Raw genomic sequence first — 21,400 nt, forward strand, 5'->3', positions numbered from 1 at the left:
AAGCCCGGTGACGCACACAGCCGGTGACACAGGGCCGTTGACGCACGGCCGTCGACCGTTGACCGGCCGCCGAGGGAGAGGAGCCGGAAGTACGGGTGCCGGGAGGTCACACCGGCCCGTCGTTCCGCCCGCCCTCCGGTGAATCCCCGCTCGAGAGCAACCGCTCGCGCTGCGCCACGGCCCAGGCGTAGCCGGGGTTCAGTGCCACCGCACGCTCCAGATCCGCCAGCGCCTCCGCGCGTCTGCCCAGGGCCTCGTTGGCCATCGCGCGGCTCCCCAGGGCCCAGGCGTAGCCGGGGTCGAGGGCCAGCGCCCGGTCGTACACCGCGATGGCCTCCTCGTAGTGGCCCGCGAAGCGGTGGACATCGCCGCGTTCGCCGAGCGCTCCCGGAATGCCCGGCTCCAGCGCCTCCACCCGGTCCAGATCCTCCAGCGCGCCCGCCGTGTCCCCCAGGGTGCTGCGGACCCGGGCCCGCCGGAGCAGTGCCCAGGTGTAGTCGCCGTGTCGCTCGATGGCCCGGTCCAGGTCCGCCAGGGCCTCCTGGATCCGGCCGAGCGCCATCTTGGTCTGGCCGCGGCTGCCCAGGGCCACATGGTCCGCCGGGTCCGCCTCGATCACCGGGTCGAGCCGGGCCAGCGCCTCCTCGTACCGGCCCGCCCGGCGGCAGGTCTCCCCGCGCTCCCGCTGGACCCAGGTCGCGCCCGGCTCCAGCGCGTCCACCCGGTCCAGCGCGTCCATCGCCGCGGTGAACTCCCCGGTCGCCCGGTGGACCACGGCACGCCCGAAGTGCGCGCGCACATTCCCGGGGTCCAGCTCGATCGCCCGGTGGAAGTCCCCCAGCGCCCCGTCGAACTCCTCGACCGAACGGCGGTGCCAGCCCCGTACGACGAGGGCCGCGACCCGGGCGGTGGCGTCCAGCCCGGCCCGCGCCAGCAGCAGCCCCAGCGCCTCGATACCGCGCCGCCGTTCGTCCGCCAGCGCCTCCACCAGGTGCCGTCCCCAGGCGCGCACCGCGTCCGAGTCGGCGTCCTCGCCCGCCTCGACCAGGGTGGTCGCCCAGCGCCTGGCCACTGCGGGGCCCGCGTCGCAGGCGCCGATCCCGTCCCGCAGCGCCCCGGGCAGCGCCGCCGAAGGGCGTGCGCACAGCAGGTGGTACCACTCCTCCAGGCGCGGTCCGCTCCAGGTGTCCAGCCGCCATCCGTCGTGCGGGTCGAGCCCTCCGGCGGCCGCCTCCCGCCACCCGGCGAAGGCCTCCGCCAGCCGGGTGTGCGCCGCGCCCCACCGCTGCGGTGAGGTGGTCCGCTGGAGCCGCAGCATGGGGGCGCGGACCACATCGTGGTAGCGGGCCGCGCCATCGCGGTCGCCGATGAACGGCAGCGACCGCAGCCAGCCGAACAGCCCGGCCCCGTCGTCGTCCGCCGCCGCCCTGAAGACGTCCTCGTTGAGCCGCCGGGGCAGCGCGCCCGCCAGGGCGGCGGAGCGGCGCACCGGATCGCGCTCCCACTTCAGGAACCGGTCGACGGCGGTGGCGCTGGGGTCGTCCACGTCCCCGCCGGTCCCGGGGTTCTCGGCGAGGGTGGACACCAGGACCGGCAGCCGGCCGGAGAGCCGCAGCACCTCCCGTACCACCGGCTCCTCGGTGATCCCCTTGGCGGTCAGCAGCTGACGGGCCTCCGCGTCGGTGAACGGCTCCAGCGGCAGTTCCGCGACCACATCGGCCAGATCGCCCCAGCAGCCGGGGTCCAGCCGGGTCTGCCCGGCCAGTACCAGCACGGTGTTGTCGGGGAGGGTGCCGAGGCGTTCGGTGGTCAGCAGGGTGCGCAGCCAGGGGTCGAGCAGCGGTCCGAGACGCTCGTAGGTGTCGAAGAGCAGCACCAGCCACGGCACCGCCGCGGCCGCCTCCGACAACTCCCTGACCAGCAGCGGGGACAGCGTCTCCACCGGGTCCAGCACCAGCTGGACGTCCTTGTGGTCGCGGAACCGCGAGCTGAGCGCCGCCCGCAGCCGGTCGGTGCCCTCGGCCAGCGGCACCGGATCGACGGCGCCCGCCAGCGCCCCGACACCCGGCACCAGGCCGAGCCCCGCGAGACCCGCCCGCGCGGCGGCCATACTGCCGGTGCTGGGCCCCTGCCGCTCGCCCTCCGCCGGTACCGACTCCGCCTCGTGGCGGCGCTGCCGATAAGTGGCGAGCCGTCGGTCGAAGGACGTCAACTCCCGTCCCTGGCGGGCGAATTGCTCGCTGATCGCGGCCATTGCCTCGGGTACGGAACCGGCCGTCTCGTCGACGCGGGCGGTCAGCGCGCCGTACTCCTGACGGGCGGTCTGCTCCAGTCGTCGCGTCAGCCAGGTCTTGCCCACGCCCGCGTGGCCGTGCACATGGAAGACGAAGCGATGCCGCGCGTCCTCCGGCGGCAGCCCGAAATTGTCCCTGAACGCGTCGACTTCCCGGCGCCGGCCCACGAATCCGGCGTTCCTGCGCCGCTGGATCAGCTCCTGCATCGACGGCCGTGCCCGCCCCATCGGCCCCTCCTCCCCTTGGCGTCCAGTCTGCCAGTACGATCGGCGGACGGGCTTATTGCGTACGATGCGCAGGTGCCCAGCTACCGCATCAGGATCGCGACCCCCGACGACCTCGACGCCGCCCGTGGCGTGATGCTCGACACCGTCTACCGCGACTTCGGAACCGGCTATGTGCCGCGCTGGCACGCCGACATCATCGACCCCGCCGCCGCGTATCTGAACGGCGCGCGCCACACCCTGCTGGTCGCGGTGGACGATGGCGACGGGGCGGTCGTGGCGACCGCCGCGCTCGACTCCCGGGGCCCGGCCCATCCGCCCAACCCCCCATGGCTGGCCGCGCGTTATCCGCCGGGCGAGACGGCCCAGCTGCGCCGGGTCTATGTGCGCCCCGAGCACCGGCGCCACGGGCTGGCCCGGCGGCTGGTGCGCGCACTGCTCGACTTCGCCGCGGCGGACGGCGGCTATCGCGCGGTCTATCTGCACACCGATCCGGCGGTGCCGGGCGCCGAACCGTTCTGGCGCTCCCTGGCGAAGGTCGTCTGCGATGAGCGGGAGGCGCCCGGGGGCGGTCAGGGCATCGTCCACTTCGAGGTGCCCATGACCCCCGGGGCACCCTGAGCCTTATGGAAATGATTATCATCTAGCGTTTTGTGTTCGGCCGTCCCCGCGCAGCCCCTTGGAGAACCACGCCCATGCACTCTGCCCGCCGCCGCTGGGCCGCCGCGCTGCCGCTCCTCCCGCTGCTCGCCGGGTGTTTCGCGGCCCGCGACGGCTCGCCGTACGACGCCGGGGCCGAGGCGGGCGGCGGCCGCCTCCGGGTCGCGATGGCCTTCCCGCCCGCCGAGCGCTTCTCCCCGTACGGCGCCGACGCCACCCTGCTCAGCAGGCTCGGCGTCACCGAGGGGCTGACCCGGCTGGACGGCAACGGCGGCGCGGTGCCCGCCCTCGCCGAGTCCTGGACCCGGGAGAGCGGCCGGGGCTGGGTGTTCACCCTGCGCGAGGCGCGGTTCCAGGACGGCACCGAGGTCACCCCGGCGGCGGTGGCGGGCGCACTCACCCATGCCACCCGCGCCGATCCGCCGCCCGCCGCGCTCACCGGAGTCGCGCTCACCGCGGAGGCGGTGGGGGAGCGGCGGGTCCGGGTCACCACCGCGACCGCGGACTCCGCCCTGCCGCTGCGGCTGTCCAGCCCGAGCCTGGCCGTCCTCTCGCCCAAGGCGTACCGCACGAAGGGCGGTACGAGGCAAGGGAAGGCGGTGGGCGGGACCGCGGCGGTCGATCCGGCCGGCACCGCCACCGGTCCGTTCACCCTGGCCAAGGCCACCGGCACCACCCGCGCCACCCTTCACCGCTTCGACGACTACTGGGGCGGCCTGGCCCACGCCTCCGGCCTCGACGTCCGCTTCATCGCCGATGGCACGGCGCGCACCAACGCGCTGCGCGGTGGCGAGGTGGACATGGCCGAGGCGGTCCCGGTCTCCCAGGCGGCCACCCTCGACAAGGCCACTCTCCGCGAGGTGCCCACCGCCCGTACCACCGCCCTCTTCCTCAACACCCGCTCCGGCCCCTTCGCCGACCCCGCCGTCCGTGCCGCCGCCCGCGAGGCCGTCGACGCCTCCGCCCTCGCCGAGGACGTGTACGAGGGCCATGCCGACACCGGCCGCGGGCTGTTCGGCCCGGCCCTCACCTGGGCCGCGGGCGAGCGCCCCCGGCCGTCCGGCCGCGCCGCCGCCACGCGGGTCCGGAACACCTCGATCACCCTGGCCACTTACGACAACCGGCCCGAGCTGCCCGAGGTCGCGCAGGTGCTGCAACAGCGGCTGAGCAGGGCCGGGTTCGGTGTGAAGCTGGAGGTGCGGGAGTACTCCCGGCTCGAAAGCGACGCCCTGGCCGGGAAGTTCGACGCCGTGGTGGCCGCACGCAACACCATGCTCGACACCGGCGACCCGGTGTCCTATCTCGCCGACGACTTCACCTGCGACGGCGGCTACAACCTGGCGCGGCTGTGCGACAAGGCCGTGGACCGCGCGGTCGCGGAGGCGGGCTCCCGCGCCGACGGCGCCGCGCGCCACCGTGCCGCCCTGGCCGCGCAGACGGCCGTCCTGCGCACGGACGGGGTCGTCCCGCTGGTCCATCAGCGGATCCTCCACGGCGTCGGCGCCTCGGTGCGCGGTGTGATCCTCGATCCGTACGAGCGCACGCTCGTCGGCACCGGTACGCGGCGTTGAGCGGCGCACGGACGCGGTCCACCGGGCGGGACGCGGTACCGCCGAGCACTGGACCGACGGGGCCGAGCACCGCACGGTCCACCGGGCTGGTCGCGCTCTGGCGCGTCACGCTCGCGGGGGCGTTGCTGTGCGGCATCGGTCTGCTGCCCTGGCTGTCCCGTACCGACCCCGCCCGCACCGTCCTCAAGGCGCGCGCGGCCGACCGCGACCCCAGCCCCGAGCTCCTGGACTCCCTGCGCTCCCAACTCGGCCTCGACGATGGGCCGTTGCGGCTGCTCGGCCGGTGGCTCGCCGGGCTGCCCCACGGCGACGCGGGCGCGTCCTGGATCTCGGGGACGGCCGTGGCCCCCTCGGTGGCCGCGGCGCTAGGCGTGTCGCTGCTGCTCATGGGCGGGGCGCTGGTGGTCGCGGCGGCCACCGCGGGCGCGGTGTGCGGGCGCACGCTGTGGCTCGGGCCGCGGCGGCGGGCCGCCCGGCGCGGGGCCGGTGCGGGGAGCGGTGGCGCGCTGCTCGCCGCGCTGCCGGAGTTCCTGCTGGCGTCCGTGCTGGCCGCCGTGGTCGGGGTGCGGCTCGGCTGGCTGCCCGCGGTCGGCTGGTACGGGCCGCGGTGGATGGTGCTGCCCTCGCTCGCCCTCGGCCTGCCCGCGGGCGCCCTGCTGGGCCGGGTCCTGGACGACGCGCTGCCCGGCGCGTTCGCCGAACCCTGGGCGCGGGCCGCCGCCGCGCGCGGGCTGCCCGCCCGGCGGATCGCCCGCCAGGCGCTGCGGCGTGCCGTGCCAGGAGTGCTGCCGAACATCGGGCTGTTCGTGGTCGGGCTGACCGGAGGCGCGGTCGCCGTCGAGCAGGTCTTCGACATCCCCGGGCTCGGCCGGCTCTCCCTCCAGGCGGCCATCGCCCAGGACCTGCCGATGCTCCAGGCGTGTGCCCTCGTGCTGATCCTGCTCGCGGCCGTCGCCGGAGGTCTCGCCCGGCTCGCGGCCCGGCTGTCGCTCGGGCCCGCGCTGCGCGACGGGGCGCTGCCCTCGCTCGACCGGCCGACCGTCCCGTCCGCGCGCGCCATTCCGCTGCTCCACGGCGGGCTTCTGCTCGCCGTCGTGGCGCTCGGTGCCCTCCGGGACCCGCTGGTGGTGGACACCGCCGCCCGGCTCACCGCCCCGTCCTGGGCGCATCCGTTCGGCACCGACGCGCTGGGCCGCGATCTGCTGGCCCGGGTGGGACACGGAGCGCTGTCCACGCTCGCGCTCGCGGTGGCGGTGAGCGCCGCCGCGCTGGTGGCGGGCGTGGTGCTCGGGCTGGTGCCCCGGCTGTCCGGCGGACTCGCCGAGACGGTGAACGCGGTGCCGCCCGTGCTCGCCGGGCTGCTGGTCGCCGGGGCGGCGGGCCGCGGCCCGTACACCCCCGCGCTCGCCGTGGCCGCCGTCGCCTGGGCCCCGCTGGCCACGCACACCTCCGCCCTGCTGCGGCAGCAGCGCGCCGCCACGCATCTCGCCGCCACCCGCGCGCTGGGCGCCTCCCGCCGCCATCTGCTGCGCCGCCACGTCCTGCCCGCGGTCCTGCCCCCGGTCGTCCGCCACGCGTTGCTGCGTCTGCCGGCCGTGGCGCTCGCCCTGGCCGCGCTGGGCTTCCTCGGCCTGGGCGCCCAGCCGCCGTCCCCGGAGTGGGGCCGGCTGCTGGCCGAGAACCACCCCTACGCCGAACGCGCCCCGTGGGCGGTGCTCGCCCCCGCCGCCGCGCTGGCCCTGCTGGGCCTCCTGGCGGTGACGGCGTCCGGCGGGGTGCGGTGGCGCCGTCGGCGCCCTCCGCATTGACGACTGCCCGGGGTGCGTCGGAGACTGACGGTCCGCACGGAGTGAACCGAAGTTCACTGCGCGAACAAGCCCTTGGGGCGAGGGACCACAAAGGACATCCGATATGACCCTCCACCGTGATCTGTTGATAGATGGCAAGGACACCCCGGCCGTCTCGGGGCGCACCGCCGACGACCTCAACCCCTACACCGGGGAGGTGTTCGCCACCGTCGCGGGCGCCGGGGCCGAGGACGTGGCGCGTGCGGTGGCCGCCGCCGACGCCGCCTTCCCGGCCTGGGCGGAGCTGGCGCCGTTCGAGCGCCGTACGATCTTCCTGACCGCGGCGGACCTGCTGGAGTCGCGCGCCGCGCGGGCCGCCGAGATCATGGCCCAGGAGACCGGGGGCACCGCGCCCTGGGCGCACTTCAACGTGGGCCTGGCCGCGAACATCCTCCGCGAGGCCGCTGCCGCGATCACCGCCCCGCGCGGTGAGGTGCTCAGCGCCCAGGAGGCGGGCGCGCTCGGTCTCGCCGTCCGCGAACCGGCCGGTGTCGTCGCGGCCTTCGCCCCCTGGAACGCGCCGGTCATCCTCGGTGTCCGCGCCGTCGCGGCGCCCCTGGCGGCGGGCAATACGGTAGTGATGAAGCCCAGCGAGGACGCCCCGCTCGCCTGCGGGCTCTTCATCGCCGATGTGCTGCGCGACGCCGGGCTGCCCGACGGGGTGCTCAACGTGGTCACCAACGCCCGTGAGGACGCGGCCGAGGTGGCCGAGGCGCTCATCGCCGACCCCCGCGTACGGATCGTCAACTTCACCGGCTCCACGGGAGTCGGGAGGACCATCGGCTCACTCGCCGCGCGGCACCTGAAGCCTGCCGTGCTGGAGCTGGGTGGCAAGAACGCCATCATCGTCCTGGACGACGCCGATGTGGAACACGCGGTGAACGCCGCCACCTTCGGCGTGTTCATGAACTCCGGGCAGATCTGCATGTCGGGCGACCGGATACTCGTCCATGAGAGCCTCGCCGAGGAGTTCACCGCGAAGTTCACCGCCAAGGTGGCCGCCCTGCCGTGCGGCGACCCCGCCGTACCGGCCACCGTGGTCGGACCGCTGATCACGGCCGACTCGGCGCGCCGGGTGGCGGCCCTGGTGAAGGACGCGGTGGACAAGGGCGCCACGGTGCTGACCGGCGGTGGCGAACCGGACGGCGCGGTCCACCCGGCGACGGTGCTCAGCGATGTCACCCCGGACATGGACATCCACCACGCCGAGGCCTTCGGACCGGTCTGTGTGGTGGACACCTTCACCGACGACGATCGGGCCGTGGCCCTGGCCAACGCCACCGACCATGGCCTGACCTGCGGCATCATCACCGAGAACGGGACCCATGGGCTCAAGGTCGCCCGCCGTGTCCGGACCGGCATCGTGCACGTCAACGACCAGTCGGTGGCGGACGAGCCCCAGGCCCCGTTCGGTGGCGTCAAGCACTCGGGATACGGGCGGTTCGGCGGCCGGTGGGGCATCGAGGCGTTCAGCGACACCCGGTGGATCACCCTCGCCACCCAGCACGCGCGCTACCCGTTCTAAGGGGGTCCGGGGGCAAAGCCCCCGGTAACGGGAAGGGGCGGGCAGGGGGAAGCGTGCGGCTCCGCCGCGTGGCCCGCCGGACACCCCGTAGCGCGGGCGCCTGGCTCGGGCCGCTCCTCGGGCCCCTCAGCCGACCCCGGGTCCCCGGGCCCCTCAGCCGACCCCGGGAATGAGGGGCACGGCCCCGGGGCGGCGCGCCGCCAGCCGCAGCGCCCTCACCGTGGTCCGCACCACCTGCTCCTTGGCGCGCGCGGCCGCGCCACCGCGCAGCACCGTCTCGCGCGGGGAGTCGTCCGCCCGCACCAGCTGGATCAGCCCGTCCCGGCGGCCCAGGCTCACGCACTGCGCCACGTAGCGGAAGCGCAACGGCTTGGGCTCCCGCCCCCGCGTCTCGGCGATGATCGAGGAGGCGGCGTGTGAACCGGACGGGATCGCGGTGGCGCAGGCCATGCGCAGGGCACCGGCGGCCGGGGCGGTCATGGCCGCCGCGTCGCCCACCGCGTAGATCTCCGGATGGGACACCGAGCGCAGCGTGGCGTCGACGCGGACGCGGCCGCCCGGGTCGAGGGCGATCCCGGCGGCCTCGGCCGGCGCGGTGTTCGCGGTCATCGCGGTGGCCCAGACCACCGCGTCGGCGTCGATGTCCTCCGGGCGGGCCACCCGGCGGCCCTCCTCGATCCGGACACCGAGCCCGGTGAGCGTCGTACGGACATGGGCGCGGCCCTTCGCCGACAGCCCCGCGCCGACCTCCTCGCCCGTGACCAGCCGGACCCTCCAGGCGTCGTGGGACTCGGCGATCTCGGCCGCGAGCTCGATGCCGGTGAGTCCCCCGCCGACCACCGTCAGCTCACCCGGGCCGTCCAGCAGCCGCTTGTGCAGCTCGGCCGCCGTCTCCGGGGTGTAGGCGCGCTCACCGGGGTCGGCGGTGCGGCTGCCGAGCGCGTACACCAGCCGGTCGTACGGGAGCCGGCGGCCGTCGTCGGTGGTGATCCGCCGGGCGGCCGGATCGATTTCGGTGGCGCGGGCGGCCACGTGGACGATCCCGGCCCGCCGGGTCAGCGCGTCGAGCGGATGTGTGATGTCGGGCCGTCCGACGGCCCGCTCGTGCAGCCGCACGCGCTCGGTGAAGGCGGGGCTCGGATCGACCAGGGTGACACGGGTGTGCGGGGCCAGCCGCAGGGCGGCCATCAGCCCCGCATAGCCCGCGCCGAGCACTAGGACCTGCTGCTTCTCCATGTGGGCGGCCTCCTTGCCGGTCGGTGTTCACGCTTGCCGGTCGGTGTTCACGATGAGGACGACATGGCGGCCCGAGGTGTGACCGTGATGCCGGTCACAGGTTCGGCAGGTCGAGGTGGCTGAGCTTGTCGGGGTTGGCGATCGCGTCGATCTCGGTGATCACACCCTGGTGTACGGAGAACGCGAAGACCACGGCCTGCCCGCTCGCGCTGTCGACGATGACCAGGCCCGGGGCGCCGTTGACGTCGCGGTGGTGCACCAGCATCGTGGCCGGGTCGAATCCCCGGGCCAGCCGATGGGCGAAGCGGGCCACCTTCTCGTTCCCCAGCACCGGGAGCCGGGCCGCCGCCACCTTGCCGCCGCCGTCCGAACGCCAGACGACCTCCGGATCCAGGATCTCCAGCAGCCCGTCCATGTCGCCGCCCATGACCGCTTGGAGGAACGCGTCCACGGCCCGCCGGTGCTCCTCGCGGTCCACCGAGCGCCGTGGCGCCTCCGCCCGGACCCGCTTGCGCGCGCGGGAGGCCAGCTGCCGTACGGACTCCGGGCTCCGGCCCACCACCTCGGCGATCTCGGGAAACGGCACCGAGAAGACATCGTGCAGGATGAAGGCGGTCCGCTCCGCCGGAGTCAGCCGCTCCAGCACGGTGAGCAGCGCGAGACCCACCGACTCGTCCAGCGTCACCCGGTCCTCCGGACCGCCGGCCGCCACCACCGGCTCGGGCAGCCACGGGCCGACGTAGCGCTCGCGCCGCACCCGCGCCGAACCCAGCAGGTCGTAGCAGATGCGGCTGATGACGGTGGTCAGATACGCGCGGGGGTCGGCCACCTCGTCCGCGGACAGCGCCTGCCAGCGCAGCCAGGTCTCCTGCACCGCGTCATCGGCGTCGGCGACCGAGCCGGTGATGCGATACGCGACGGCCCACAGCCGGTCGCGCTGCTCTTCGAATGCGGTCAGCTCTGCCATGTCCCGATCCTCTCCTCGGCCTGAGAAGGAGGACGAGACAGCGGCCGGAAGTGTGACAACCGCCCCCGGGAGCGCGGTCGTGCCCCGGGCCGGCGGGTTGGCGCGGGGGCCACGGCAGGCGTAAGCAGTAGATGTGCACACGCGGCAAGGTCTCTCGGATCCGCGCCGGCCGAGGTGGCGGACCCGCTTCTTGGTCGTGATCCCCCTGCTCGCCATCGGGCTGATCACGCTCGGCGATGTGCTGTCCCCGGCAAACGTCCGGCTCAGCCCGCTGCTGATCGCGGCCCCCGCCATGACCGCCTCGTTCGCCGGGCCCCTGCTCACCGCGTGCGTCGGGCTGCTGGCCGTCGTCGCACAAGTCGCGGCCAACGCGTCGGAGGGGTTCCTCGGCCAGCCCGGCCGGCTGGCCGAGGTGATCACCCTGGTCCTGGTCTCGGCGATGATCGTGCTGTTCCGCGCGGTCCTCGACCGGCATATGCGCGAGCTGAACCGGGTGCGGGCGGTGGCCGACGTGGCGCAGCGGGTATTGCTGCGCCCGCTCCCCGTCAGGGTCGGCCCGCTGCTGATCGCCTCGGTCTACCTCGCGGCCGAGCCGGGGGCGGAGATCGGCGGCGATCTGTACGCGGCGGCACGCACCTCGAACGCCACCCGCCTGATCATCGGCGATGTCCGGGGCAGCGGGCTGACCGCCGTCGCGGACGCCTCCCTGGTGCTCGGCGCCTTCCGCGCGATCGCCCACTGGCCCGTACCGCTGACCGATCTGGCGTCCCACCTGGACACCGCGCTGTCCGCGGAGCGGACCGAACCCCGCGACAAGGCGCCCGGGGCGGGGGAGTCGTTCGTCACCGCCGCCGTGCTGGAGATCCCCGACGACCGGCCGGTGGTCCGCCTCGTCAACTGCGGGCACCCGCCGCCGCTCCTGCTGTGCGACTCCGGGGTCACGGCCCTGGAGGGCCAAGCGCCCGCACTGCCGCTGGGCCTCGGCCACCTGGCGGCCGGCAACTACCACACCGAGGACTTCCCGTTCGACGAGGGCGATCAGTTGCTGCTCTACACCGACGGGGTCATCGAGGCGCGGAACAGCGAGGGCACCTTCTTCCCGCTCGCCGAGCGGCTCCCCGGAGCGGACGGCGGCGGCCCCCAGTACCTCATCGACCGTCTGCGCCGCGATCTGCTCAGCCACACGGGCGGCCACCAGGGCGATGACGCCGCCCTGGTCGTCCTCGAACGCCACCGGGTGGAGCACTGACGCGGCCGGTGGCGCCGGGCGCCACCCGGAAGCCACAGCCGGGCCGCGGTGCCCGTTCGCGGAACCGCCCAGGAACGGACATCGGTCTCGATCGCTCGTAAACTGGTCATATGGGCAGCGGGAACGAGGGCCCGAATCAGGGCCCCGAGGACTTCGGGCCGGATCCACTCGGCGACTTCCTCGCACGCTTCCTCGGGACCGGGCCGGCCGGGCAGCGGCCCGATTCACGCCATGTCGACTTCGGCCGGCTGATGAGCGAGAACGCGCGCCATCTCGTCTCGGCCGCCGCCTCCTACGCCGCCGAACACGGCAGCACCGACCTCGACACCGAACATCTGCTGCGGGCGGCGCTCTCCGCCGAGCCCACCCGCACCATGGTCTCGCGTGCCGGAGCCGACCCCGACCGGATCGCCGCGCAGATCGACCGGGAGGCGGGGGGCGGGCCGCCGCGCAACTCGGTCGCCGTCACCCCGGCCGTCAAACGTGCGTTGCTCGACGCCCATGAGATAGCCCGCTCGCGCGGCTCCTCGTACATCGGCCCCGAACACGTACTGATCGCGCTCGCCGCCAACCGCGAGTCCACCGCCGGGCAGATCCTGGGCGCCGCCCGCTTCGAACCCCGCGCCCCCGGCCCGCCGACCGGCGGCCTCACCCCGAGCGCCCCCACGGCAGACCAGAGGCCCGTCATGGACCAGCGGAAGACCCCGAACCTCGACCGGTTCGGCCGCGACCTGACCGAACTGGCCCGCGAGGGGCGGATCGACCCGGTGATCGGCCGCGACGAGGAGATCGAGCAGAGCATCGAGGTGCTCGCCCGGCGCGGCAAGAACAACCCCGTCCTCATCGGCGAGGCCGGAGTCGGCAAGACGGCCGTCGTCGAAGGGCTCGCCCAGCGGATCACCGACGCCGATGTGCCGGACATCCTGCTCGGCCGCCGGGTCGTCCAGCTCGACATCGCGAGCGTCGTGGCCGGCACCCGCTTCCGCGGCGACTTCGAGCAGCGCGTCACCAGCATCGTCGACGAAATCCGCACCAACTCCGACGAATTGATCATCTTCATCGATGAGCTGCATACGGTGGTCGGCGCCGGCGGCGGTGGCTCCGAGGGCGGCCAGATGGACGCCAGCAACCTCCTCAAGCCCGCGCTGGCCCGCGGCGAACTGCATGTGATGGGCGCGACCACGCTCCGGGAGTACCGCCAGTACATCGAGAAGGACGCCGCGCTCGCCCGCCGCTTCCAGCCCATCATGGTCCCCGAGCCCACCCCCGCGGACGCCGTCGCCATCCTGCACGGCCTCCGTGACCGCTACGAGGCCCATCACCAGGTCCGCTACACCGACGAGGCGCTGCTCGCCGCCGTCGAGCTCTCCGACCGCTATCTGACCGACCGTTTCCTGCCCGACAAGGCCATTGACCTCATGGACCAGGCGGGGGCCCGGGTACGGCTGCGCTCCAGCGCCCGCGGCACCGATCTGCGCGCCCTGGAACGGGAGGTCGAGCAGCTCACCCGGGACAAGGACCAGGCCGTCGCCTCCGAGGGCTATGAACGCGCCACCTCCCTGCGGGACCGGATCGCCGAGCTGAACAACCGGATCGCGCAGGCGTCCGGAACGCAGTACCACGGCGGGCGCGTCGCCGAGGTCACCGTCGAGGACATCGCCGAGATCGTCTCCCGGCAGACCGGCATCCCCGTCTCCAGCCTCACCCAGGAGGAGCGCGAACGGCTGCTGAGCCTGGAGGAGCACCTCCACCGTCGGGTGGTCGGGCAGGAGGAGGCCGTGTCCGCCGTGGCCGACGCGGTCCTGCGCGCCCGCGCCGGACTCGCCGACCCCAACCGCCCCAGCGGCAGCTTCCTCTTCCTCGGCCCCACCGGCGTCGGCAAGACCGAACTCGCCCGCGCACTGGCCGAAGCGCTCTTCGGTAGCGAGGACCGCATGGTCCGCCTCGATATGAGCGAGTACCAGGAGAAGCACACCGTCAGCCGGCTGGTCGGCGCGCCACCCGGATACGTCGGGCACGAGGAGGCCGGACAGCTCACCGAGGCGGTGCGCCGCCAGCCCTATTCGCTGCTGCTCATGGACGAGGTGGAGAAGGCCCACCCCGATGTCTTCAACATCCTGCTCCAGGTGCTCGACGACGGCAGGCTGACCGACGCCCAGGGCCGCACCATCGACTTCAAGAACACCGTCATCGTGATGACCAGCAACCTCGGCTCGGAGGCCATCACCGGCCGCGGTGGCCCCCTGGGCTTCGGCGGCGGTGGCGAGGAGGCCGACGACGCGGCGCGCCGGGAGCGGGTGCTGCGCCCGCTGCGGGAGCACTTCCGGCCGGAGTTCCTCAACCGCATCGACGAGATCATCATCTTCCGCCGGCTCGCCGACGACCAGTTGCGGCAGATCGCCGATGTGCTGCTTGAGGAGACCCGGCGCCGGCTGCACGCCCAGGACGTCGGCGTGGAATTCACCCTGGCCGCCGTCGACTGGCTGGCCAAGCATGGACACCAGCCGGAGTACGGCGCCCGGCCGCTGCGCCGCACCATCCAGCGCGAGGTCGACAATCCGCTCTCCCGGATGCTGCTCGGTGGCGAGCTGCCCGCGCACAGCCAGGTCCGGGTCGATGTGCACGACGACCGGCTGACCTTCCACACACAGGAGGCCGACGAGCGGACGGGGCAGCCCGGTCCGCCGGGTCATACGGAGCAGCCGGGCGGGGCGGAGCGGCCGGAGCCGTAGCCCCACCCGGCGCGAGCCCGGTCAACGCCCCATGGACAGGCCGTCCTTCTTGCCGCCCCGGCTGAGCACCGCCTCCTGGATGGTGCTGAGCGCACTGGTGTAACCCGGGTTGCCGGGGCTCTTCTCCAGGGCCCGGGGGAGGTTCACCAGGGTGATCGGGTCGTTGTCCACGGCATGCGGGATGTACTCCGCCTTCTTCACCTGCCACGCCCTGCCCGGGGCGGAGGGCGGGGTGAAGGTGAAGCGCGCCGCCGAGCCCATCTGGCCCCGCTTGTCGGGCATGACCCCCGCGATCTGGTCGCCCATGCCGTAGACCACCCAGGTGCCGTTGACCTTCTCGTAGGCCTGGGGGATATGGGCATGGGTGCCGATGATCAGGTCGATGTCGCGGCGGCCGCCGTCCTTGGCGGCGGTGAGCTTCTTGGCGAGCGAGAGCTGGAGCTTGTCCGGCGCCTGCTGCCACTCGGTGCCCCAGTGCACGCTGACGACGACCACATCGGCCCCGGCGCGCCGCGCGGCCCGCGCGTCCTTGATGATCCGCGCCGGATCGATGAGGTTGACCAGCCACGGTTTGCCCTTGGGGACCGGGATGCCGTTGGTGCCGTAGGCGTAGGCGAGATGGGCCACCTTGGCGCTACCGGCCTCCATGATCGTGGGACGGACGCTCTCCGAGGCGGAGCGGGCCGATCCGGCGTGCTTGAGCCCGGCCTTGTCCATGGCGTCGAGGGTGCGGACCACCCCCTCGGGACCGGCGTCGAGGGTGTGGTTGGAGGCGGTGGAGCAGGAGTCGTAGCCGATGTCCTTCACGGCCGAGGCGAGCTGCGGAGGCGTCTTGAAGGTCGGATAGCCGGTGAACGGCCCCTGGGTGGCCCCGTAGACGGTCTCCATATGGCAGATGGCCAGGTCGGCCTGGGCGACGATGGGTGCGGCCGCCCGGATCATGCGCCGGAAGTCATAGCTCTCACCGCCCGAGTCCGCCTTCGCCTGCCGGATGACCGAGGCGTGTACCAGCAGATCGCCGGTGGCCACGAGGGTGAAGTTCTTCATGGACCCGCTCCTGGCCACCGCCGAGGTCTTCGAGGGCTTCGCCTCGGCCTTCGGGGCGGCCGATGTCCCGCTGCCGCACGCGGTGGCGGCGCCGAGCAGGGCGACGGCCAGGAGCGCCGTCCGATGGCGTGGGTGATGGGACACGGTGCACTCCGCACTGGTCCGGCCATGCCGGACCCTTTTGTTCTGATTGTCGGATTGTCATATTTATTGCACGACAACAGAGGGGCTTGCGGAGTGGTGGGGAGCTTCACCGGTTCGGCCGACAGGTTGCACCCGATGGGCCCGGTCAACCCCTCTCCGGAGCCCATCGATGGGACAATGCGCGCCCGCCGCGCGGCGCCGCCGGGGCGGTCCCGGACGGCCGTTCATCGCGTAACTCCCCTGTGAACAAGGGCCGTCAGCGGTGTGTGCGGGGCGCGGAGCTGACACCATGGAGGTGTCGCTCGCGGAATCCGCGGTGGGACCTCGGGGGAGGACGTTCCATGCAGATCGGCCGGCCCAGCATCACCGCCCGCGGCGCGGCCGCGTTCCGCGCGGCTCACCAGGAGCTGGAGTCCGGCCGGGTGTTCCACGACCCGCTGGCGCTCCGCATCCTCGCCGCCGACGCGGACGACCCCGTCCTCGAGGCGGCCTTCCACCCCGAGCGCGAGGATGTGCGGCTGTCCGTGGCCGCCCGTGCGCGGTTCGCCGAGGACGCCGTCGCGGCAGCCGTGGCACGCGGGGTACGGCAGGCGGTGGCACTCGGTGCCGGGCTGGACACCTTCGGCTGCCGCAATCCGTACGAGGCGGAGGGCCTGCGGGTGTTCGAGGTGGACCATCCCGCCACCCAGGAGTGGAAACGCGACCGGTTGGCCGCCGCGGGGATCCCCGTACCGCCGTCACTGACCTTCGCGCCGGTGGACTTCGAGCGGCAGAGCCTGGCCGACGGGCTGACGGCGGCGGGCTTCGACCCGGCCCGCCCGGCGTTCTTCTTCTGGCTCGGGGTGGTGCCGTACCTGACGTACACCGCCGTACTGGACACGCTCGGCTTCATCGCGGCCCTGCCGGGCGGCTCGGGCGTGGTCTTCGACTACGGTGAGCCGCCGGGCGCGCTGCCACCGGAGCAACGTGCCGTGCACGAGGCGCGCGCGGCGTGGGCCGCCGAGGCCGGTGAGCCCTTCCTCAGCTTCTTCACGCCGGACGAGCTCGCGGACGCACTGCGTCGGCTGGGCTTGTCCGCGAGGGAGGACATCCGCTACCGCGACCTCACGGCCCGGTACGAGAGCGGCCACCGCATGGCCGGGGGGTACGCGGACCTCGGCGCCCATGTGATCCACGCCTGGAGGCAGGGGTGAGGCGCGTGGACGCCGGGCCGGGTGCCCGGCTGTGGGACTGAGCCCGGACCGCCGGTGGCGGCGGCCCGGGCTGTCGTCAACGCGCCTGTTGGCGAAGGGAGTTGCGGAGCCCTTCGGTGGCGGTCACCGGTACGGTGACCCGGCTGCCACCCAGGTCCACCGTCACCTTCGCCCCGGTCGGGTCCTCGAAGTAGAGGAAGTCGGCGTCGGTGCCGCCGAGGACGAGTCCCAGCCGATGGCCCGGCTTGATCTCGTAGTCGCCCGGCAGGGTCTTCCAGGTGATCCGGTAGGACCGGCCGGGGGTGAGTGGCTCGGGGGTGGTGAGCGAGTGGCGGTTCTGGGCGTCCATCCAGCCCCGGGCGATCACCTCGGAGGATTTGCGCGCCGTCACATTGGCGGTCCGCTGGTAGCAGCCGTCGTCCTGGGCGGTGCTCTCCCCGTGGCAGGACTCCTCGTCCAGCCCCCGCAGACCGTCGTGGATCCGGTTCTGGGGCTCGTTGCGGTTCCAGTCGATCCGTTCGTCCTCGCCGTAGTCCACGAGCAGCGCGGTGAGGTTCGACGTCGGTTTGTCGAGTGTGACCCGCAGATCGGCGGTGGGTGTGCCGGACAGCCGTACCCCGGTACGCAGCGGCGGGGTACGGAAGGCCAGCCGGCCGGGGTGGTTCGCCGACGGGTCGGCGGTGAGATCCGCCTCGCTCAGCTTGGTGTCGATGAAGGATCCGGTGCCGCTCGCGGGGCTCAGCGCCAGTGAGCCGTCGGGCCCGGGGTGGAGGGGCACCGAGGAGGTGCCCGCGGGCCAGTCGGCCTGGGTGGTCCAGGTGTCCGGGCCGGTCTGGAGATCGACGCGGGGCTCGTCCATGATTCCGTTCCGGACGCCGTACAGCCAGTGGTCGAACCACCGGTGCACGGTGTCGACCCACTGCGCACGCCGACCGGGCCAGTCGAATGGATCGGTGTGGCCGTAGCGGCCCAGCCACAGCTTGCGCGGCACCCCGCGCTCGGCCAGCGCACCCCACCAGTTCGTGAGCTGGTCGATCCGGATGTTGTAGTCGCTGATGTCATGCGCGGCGAGTACGCTCGCGCGCACCTTGTCCGCCTCGGGCGCGGGCCGTGCGATGTAATCGCGCTCATTCCAGTGGGCGTTGTAGTTGCCGGTGGCGTCGTCCTCACCGGCCTGCAACCGCTCGCGCACCGCCTGGCACTTCTGGGGAGGGTCGGTGTCCAGCGCGGTGGTCAGATACGAGGCGAAACCGTTCCAGTGCTTGGCGCCGTTGGTGCGGGCGAACTCGTACCAGGAGCTGACCCCGGAGATCGGGACGATGGTCTCCAGCCCCTCCACCCCGGTGCCCGCCACCGCGTTGGCCAGCATGCCCTCGTACGAGTGGCCGATCATGCCCACTTTGCCGGTGGACCAGGAGGCCTTCACCTCGCTGCCGTCGGCCGCGTACGCGGTGGCACGGCCGCCCAGCCAGTCGATGGTGGCCTTGGCGGCCGCCACATCGGCGGCGCCGCCGACCGTCAGACACCCGTCCGATCTGCCGGTGCCGGTCACATCGACATCGACCACGGCGTAGCCGCGCGGTACGAAGTAATTGTCGTAGAAGAGAGGGAACTTGACCGGGTTGCCCTGGGCGTCGTAGGCCTTGCGCTCCGACTCGAAGCCACGGCCCACGGTGTCGTTGTACGGGCTGGACGACATGATGACCGGCACCTCGAGACCCTGCTGGGTCTCCTTGGGCCGGATGATGTCCACCGCGACCCGGTCCTTGTGGCCATCGCCGTCACTGTCGACCGGCGTTTGGACCATCAGATGCTCACGTACGGCGTCCGCGTAGGAGAACACCGGCTGAGTACGGCCGTCCACCACCTTGGTGGCGGGTCTGGCGGATGTCCGGGCCGACGCGGGCCCGGCGGGCAGTGTGGCAAGGGCTGTCGACATGGTGAGCGCGGCGATCACGACCCCGCTCCATCGTGAAGTGCGCATACGGACCTCCTGGCCACGGCCCCCGCCCCGGGACCGCCGGCCGGCGGTGGCCGGTCGGCGATCCCGGGGTTCCGGAGCCATGGAGGCTACTCGGCGATTTTCGTACGCATGGTCCAGCGGAAGACCGCTGTGGTGATGTCAGCGGAATCGTTGACGAGTTCGAAGTGCTCGTATCCATTGCGGTGCTGGATTTTGAGCTTCTTGCCGGTGAGCGTCGACCGCCCGGTCCGGAATGCCCGGGGCAGATCGTCCGGTCCGCCTTCGAGGACGACCTCGATCGGACTGCCCTCGGACAGATAACCGATGTGTTCGCTCAATGTCTCCACCTCCTTACGCGGTCCTCCTCAAACGGGAACATGCAGTTCCAGTCGGTCATCCGAGGTGAGGATGGCCTGCTGCATGTCTTGCAGGGCCCGGCACGGTTCGAGCCCGAGTTCCTCATTGAGCGTCTTGCGCGCCGCTTGATACACATGCAAGGCGTCCGCCCGGCGGCCACAGCGGTAGAGCGCCAGCATCAGCTGACGGTGCAGCGCCTCCCGTAAGGGATGCTCGGTGGTCAGCTGATACAGATCGCTCACCAGCTCGCGATGACGGCCGAGCATGAGCCGGGAATCCGTCAGCATCTCGATGCATTCCAGCCGGGCTTCCTTCAGCCAGGTCTGAAAGCCTTCGAGGATCGGCCCATGGCATACGTCGTCCAGCAATGGATCGCGCCAGAGATCGAGCGCGCTTTCGAAAGTCGCCGTCGCCTGCTGGTAACGCCGCTCCCGCAGATGGTCCCGGCCCTCGCACACCAGCCGCTCGAAGCAGTGGAAGTCGAGGCGGTCGTGGCCCAGCCGCAGGACATATCCCGGCGGGCGGGTGATAACGGGGCTTTCGTTCCGATCGGGCCGGCGCAGGAACTTACGGATCTGGGAGACATACACATGAAGCCCGGCGATCGCCCTGCGCGGCGGATCCTCTCCCCAGATCTCCGTGATGAGCTGGTCGATCGGGACCACCTGATCGGCGCGGACGAGGAGTACGGTCAACAGGACCTCGATCTTCCGCGCCCTGATAGTTAATTTCCTCTCCTCTTCCACTACGCGGAGAGGTCCCATGATCTCATATCGCACGATGTGCCCCATCCGAGTCGCCGACGAGTGCGGTCATGGGACAGTCGGCGCCTTTGCCGGAATTGCCCGCGGGGTTGTCTGTATGTTCTCTCGATTTCGAGGGCGGTCTGCTTCCGGAGGCGAACGCGTGTGCGGGTCGGGCTCTGGCGGTCCATGCGGATCGTCGACCCCTGCCGTCCGGGTGGCGCGCTGGAATTGTCACGTCCCCGGAGTCCGGCGACCCCGAAGGGGATGGGAAGTGGGCGCTTGCCGAGCCGCTTGCGTGTGGAAAGTGGTCCGACCGCGCCGCACTGGACGGGGACGGGCGGTGCCGCCGGATCCACTGACGCACGCCGTTCGCGACTGCCATTACTCACCCCTCTTTAATCGCGGGCCTGCCGAGGAATCAGAGGATGGACGAGATCGACGCCTTCGGCAGGTGCCCCACATCGTAAGCGAGTCCTATGACTACCCACCTCACCTAGAATCCGGATATACGCGCCCTCGAGGCGGCGTCCTCGACGGTGCGGAGCGGGTATTCGCAATACGGTCCGGAAGATCGGAGTCCGGATATCCCGCACTTGAGGTGTTGCAGTCCGCGAAAGAGAATACGCGGATCGCATCGACCGGGACAAGCGCATCTTGCGAGATCATGGGCCCCTTGGCGGCGCTTTGATGAGGAGCGGAGAATTCCGTCTGCGCGGGACCCATGAAGGATTCTCGAATAACCGTCAGGTTTCCCGCCGATTCAGGGCTTGTGGGCCACCACGATGGCACAGCCGGCGCTGGGCACGGTGGGCAGCGCCGACTTGGCGGCGTCCAGCACCTCCTGCACGCTGACCCCGTGGCGCGCCTCGAACTCCCGGCGACAGCGCAGGATGCCGTCGATCATGCGGTTGGCGGTGTCCTTGGTGTTCTCGGTGACATCGGTCAGCTCATCGAGCACCAGCCCGGCGTCACCGACCAGACCGGGCCAGTCCTCCAGCCGGGTCAGCGAGGTGACCACGGCGGGATCGTCGTCCGGCTGATAACTGCCGTCGCTCGGCGGGGTGACATCCGTGAGCACCACCCGGCCTCCCGGCCGCAGCACACGGGCCATCTCCCGCAGCGCCGTCGGCCGGTCCATGTGATTGATCGATTCGAATGCGAGTACGGCGTCGAAAGCCGCGTCGTCGAAAGGCATCGCCATGGCGTCGGCGTATTGGAATGCCACCCGGTCGGACAGCTCGGCCAGCCGGGCGGATTCGGTCGCCTGTTTGACCTGGAGCTCGCTGATCGTGACGCCCAGGACATTGGCGCCGGTGGCGGACGCCAGCCGCATCGCGGGTTTCCCGATACCACAGCCGACATCCAGCACCCGGTCTCCAGGCCCCACCCGCAGCCGTTCGATCAGCAGATCCGTGAAGCGATCGGTGGCCTCTCGCACCGAACGGGTATCGGACGGGCCGTCCCAGTAGCCGAAGTGGAAGTTGTCGTCCCACGCCATCTGGAGAAGCGGGCCCAGCGAGCTGTAGTAGTCCGACACCGTGCCGCCCGGGGGCACGGCCGAGGGAGAGGTCATGGCACTCCTCCTGTGTGCTCGAAAGATCGGGTCGGCCCAGGGCACATAAAGGCTCACCCGCTCAAGCGATCG

16 protein-coding genes are annotated in these 21,400 nt (G+C 72.4%); 8 read left to right on the top strand and 8 right to left on the bottom strand.

Annotated elements, in window-relative coordinates:
• Positions 1 to 106 precede the first annotated feature (106 nt).
• Complete coding sequence (locus tag ACJX2R_RS44380) at positions 107 to 2,521, bottom strand: tetratricopeptide repeat protein (RefSeq protein WP_413104701.1); 2,415 nt, start codon at positions 2,519 to 2,521, stop codon at positions 107 to 109.
• 72 nt (positions 2,522 to 2,593) lie between these two features.
• Between ACJX2R_RS44380 and ACJX2R_RS44385 the strand changes: the two genes are divergently transcribed.
• The 4 genes from ACJX2R_RS44385 (at position 2,594) to ACJX2R_RS44400 (ending at position 8,121) form a co-directional block, all read left to right on the top strand.
• The gene (locus ACJX2R_RS44385; protein ID WP_413104702.1) at positions 2,594 to 3,139 is read left to right on the top strand and encodes a GNAT family N-acetyltransferase; all 546 of its coding nucleotides are present in this window, start codon (positions 2,594 to 2,596) and stop codon (positions 3,137 to 3,139) included.
• 74 nt (positions 3,140 to 3,213) lie between these two features.
• Positions 3,214 to 4,749, top strand: a complete 1,536-nt coding sequence (locus tag ACJX2R_RS44390) for an ABC transporter substrate-binding protein (RefSeq protein ID WP_413104703.1) — start codon at positions 3,214 to 3,216, stop codon at positions 4,747 to 4,749.
• A gap of 86 nt (positions 4,750 to 4,835) precedes the next feature.
• Positions 4,836 to 6,557 (top strand): ABC transporter permease subunit, encoded by a 1,722-nt coding sequence (locus tag ACJX2R_RS44395; RefSeq protein ID WP_413106108.1) that lies wholly within the window; start codon positions 4,836 to 4,838, stop codon positions 6,555 to 6,557.
• A gap of 103 nt (positions 6,558 to 6,660) precedes the next feature.
• Positions 6,661 to 8,121: an aldehyde dehydrogenase family protein gene (locus tag ACJX2R_RS44400; RefSeq protein WP_413104704.1), complete on the top strand. Its 1,461-nt coding sequence runs from the start codon at positions 6,661 to 6,663 to the stop codon at positions 8,119 to 8,121.
• A gap of 153 nt (positions 8,122 to 8,274) precedes the next feature.
• Here ACJX2R_RS44400 and ACJX2R_RS44405 read toward each other — a convergent pair whose 3' ends face one another.
• A complete protein-coding gene (locus ACJX2R_RS44405; RefSeq protein ID WP_413104705.1) occupies positions 8,275 to 9,357 on the bottom strand; it encodes an NAD(P)/FAD-dependent oxidoreductase in 1,083 nt (360 codons plus the stop codon).
• Between the two features lie 94 nt (positions 9,358 to 9,451).
• Positions 9,452 to 10,324 (bottom strand): RNA polymerase sigma factor SigJ, encoded by an 873-nt coding sequence (gene sigJ / locus ACJX2R_RS44410; protein WP_413104706.1) that lies wholly within the window; start codon positions 10,322 to 10,324, stop codon positions 9,452 to 9,454.
• 196 nt (positions 10,325 to 10,520) lie between these two features.
• On the opposite strand from sigJ, the gene ACJX2R_RS44415 reads away from it, so the two are divergent.
• Both ACJX2R_RS44415 and ACJX2R_RS44420 read left to right on the top strand, forming a co-directional pair.
• Positions 10,521 to 11,573, top strand: coding sequence for a PP2C family protein-serine/threonine phosphatase (locus tag ACJX2R_RS44415; protein ID WP_413106109.1), 1,053 nt, complete (start codon positions 10,521 to 10,523; stop codon positions 11,571 to 11,573).
• A gap of 110 nt (positions 11,574 to 11,683) precedes the next feature.
• The gene (locus ACJX2R_RS44420) at positions 11,684 to 14,305 is read left to right on the top strand and encodes an ATP-dependent Clp protease ATP-binding subunit (protein WP_413104707.1); all 2,622 of its coding nucleotides are present in this window, start codon (positions 11,684 to 11,686) and stop codon (positions 14,303 to 14,305) included.
• A gap of 21 nt (positions 14,306 to 14,326) precedes the next feature.
• Here the strand turns inward: ACJX2R_RS44420 and ACJX2R_RS44425 are convergent, their stop codons facing one another.
• On the bottom strand, positions 14,327 to 15,352 hold the full coding sequence (locus tag ACJX2R_RS44425) for a CapA family protein (RefSeq protein ID WP_413104708.1): 1,026 nt from the start codon (positions 15,350 to 15,352) through the stop codon (positions 14,327 to 14,329).
• Between ACJX2R_RS44425 and ACJX2R_RS44430 the strand changes: the two genes are divergently transcribed.
• The gene (locus tag ACJX2R_RS44430; protein WP_413104709.1) at positions 15,351 to 15,488 is read left to right on the top strand and encodes a hypothetical protein; all 138 of its coding nucleotides are present in this window, start codon (positions 15,351 to 15,353) and stop codon (positions 15,486 to 15,488) included. The genes ACJX2R_RS44425 and ACJX2R_RS44430 overlap by 2 nt on opposite strands.
• Positions 15,489 to 15,837: 349 nt before the next feature.
• The gene (locus tag ACJX2R_RS44435; RefSeq protein ID WP_413104710.1) at positions 15,838 to 16,689 is read left to right on the top strand and encodes a class I SAM-dependent methyltransferase; all 852 of its coding nucleotides are present in this window, start codon (positions 15,838 to 15,840) and stop codon (positions 16,687 to 16,689) included.
• A 76-nt stretch (positions 16,690 to 16,765) separates the two neighbouring features.
• On the opposite strand, the gene ACJX2R_RS44440 is transcribed toward ACJX2R_RS44435, so the two are convergent.
• The 4 genes from ACJX2R_RS44440 to ACJX2R_RS44455 all read right to left on the bottom strand — a co-directional run bounded on the left by ACJX2R_RS44440 (position 16,766) and on the right by ACJX2R_RS44455 (position 21,328).
• On the bottom strand, positions 16,766 to 18,673 hold the full coding sequence (locus ACJX2R_RS44440; protein ID WP_413104711.1) for a Xaa-Pro dipeptidyl-peptidase: 1,908 nt from the start codon (positions 18,671 to 18,673) through the stop codon (positions 16,766 to 16,768).
• An 86-nt stretch (positions 18,674 to 18,759) separates the two neighbouring features.
• The gene (locus ACJX2R_RS44445) at positions 18,760 to 18,990 is read right to left on the bottom strand and encodes a DUF5988 family protein (protein WP_413104712.1); all 231 of its coding nucleotides are present in this window, start codon (positions 18,988 to 18,990) and stop codon (positions 18,760 to 18,762) included.
• A gap of 27 nt (positions 18,991 to 19,017) precedes the next feature.
• Positions 19,018 to 19,788 carry an AfsR/SARP family transcriptional regulator gene (locus tag ACJX2R_RS44450; RefSeq protein WP_262702284.1) on the bottom strand — a complete coding sequence of 257 codons (771 nt, stop codon included), beginning with the start codon at positions 19,786 to 19,788 and terminating at the stop codon, positions 19,018 to 19,020.
• Between the two features lie 727 nt (positions 19,789 to 20,515).
• Positions 20,516 to 21,328, bottom strand: a complete 813-nt coding sequence (locus tag ACJX2R_RS44455) for an SAM-dependent methyltransferase (RefSeq protein WP_413104713.1) — start codon at positions 21,326 to 21,328, stop codon at positions 20,516 to 20,518.
• Positions 21,329 to 21,400 lie beyond the last annotated feature (72 nt).

It is taken from the genome of Streptomyces sp. Inha503, assembly GCF_047215865.1.
GTDB lineage: Bacteria > Actinomycetota > Actinomycetes > Streptomycetales > Streptomycetaceae > Streptomyces > Streptomyces lycopersici.

What these genes read in the sequence shown, in the direction of transcription:
- ACJX2R_RS44430 (WP_413104709.1), top strand. Translation starts at nt 15,351, where the DNA reads ATGGACCCGCTCCTGGCCACCGCCGAGGTCTTCGAGGGCTTCGCCTCG.
- ACJX2R_RS44455 (WP_413104713.1), bottom strand. Translation starts at nt 21,328, where the DNA reads ATGACCTCTCCCTCGGCCGTGCCCCCGGGCGGCACGGTGTCGGACTAC.
- ACJX2R_RS44435 (WP_413104710.1), top strand. Translation starts at nt 15,838, where the DNA reads ATGCAGATCGGCCGGCCCAGCATCACCGCCCGCGGCGCGGCCGCGTTC.
- sigJ (WP_413104706.1), bottom strand. Translation starts at nt 10,324, where the DNA reads ATGGCAGAGCTGACCGCATTCGAAGAGCAGCGCGACCGGCTGTGGGCC.
- ACJX2R_RS44440 (WP_413104711.1), bottom strand. Translation starts at nt 18,673, where the DNA reads ATGCGCACTTCACGATGGAGCGGGGTCGTGATCGCCGCGCTCACCATG.
- ACJX2R_RS44380 (WP_413104701.1), bottom strand. Translation starts at nt 2,521, where the DNA reads ATGGGGCGGGCACGGCCGTCGATGCAGGAGCTGATCCAGCGGCGCAGG.
- ACJX2R_RS44390 (WP_413104703.1), top strand. Translation starts at nt 3,214, where the DNA reads ATGCACTCTGCCCGCCGCCGCTGGGCCGCCGCGCTGCCGCTCCTCCCG.
- ACJX2R_RS44400 (WP_413104704.1), top strand. Translation starts at nt 6,661, where the DNA reads ATGACCCTCCACCGTGATCTGTTGATAGATGGCAAGGACACCCCGGCC.
- ACJX2R_RS44405 (WP_413104705.1), bottom strand. Translation starts at nt 9,357, where the DNA reads ATGGAGAAGCAGCAGGTCCTAGTGCTCGGCGCGGGCTATGCGGGGCTG.
- ACJX2R_RS44425 (WP_413104708.1), bottom strand. Translation starts at nt 15,352, where the DNA reads ATGAAGAACTTCACCCTCGTGGCCACCGGCGATCTGCTGGTACACGCC.
- ACJX2R_RS44420 (WP_413104707.1), top strand. Translation starts at nt 11,684, where the DNA reads ATGGGCAGCGGGAACGAGGGCCCGAATCAGGGCCCCGAGGACTTCGGG.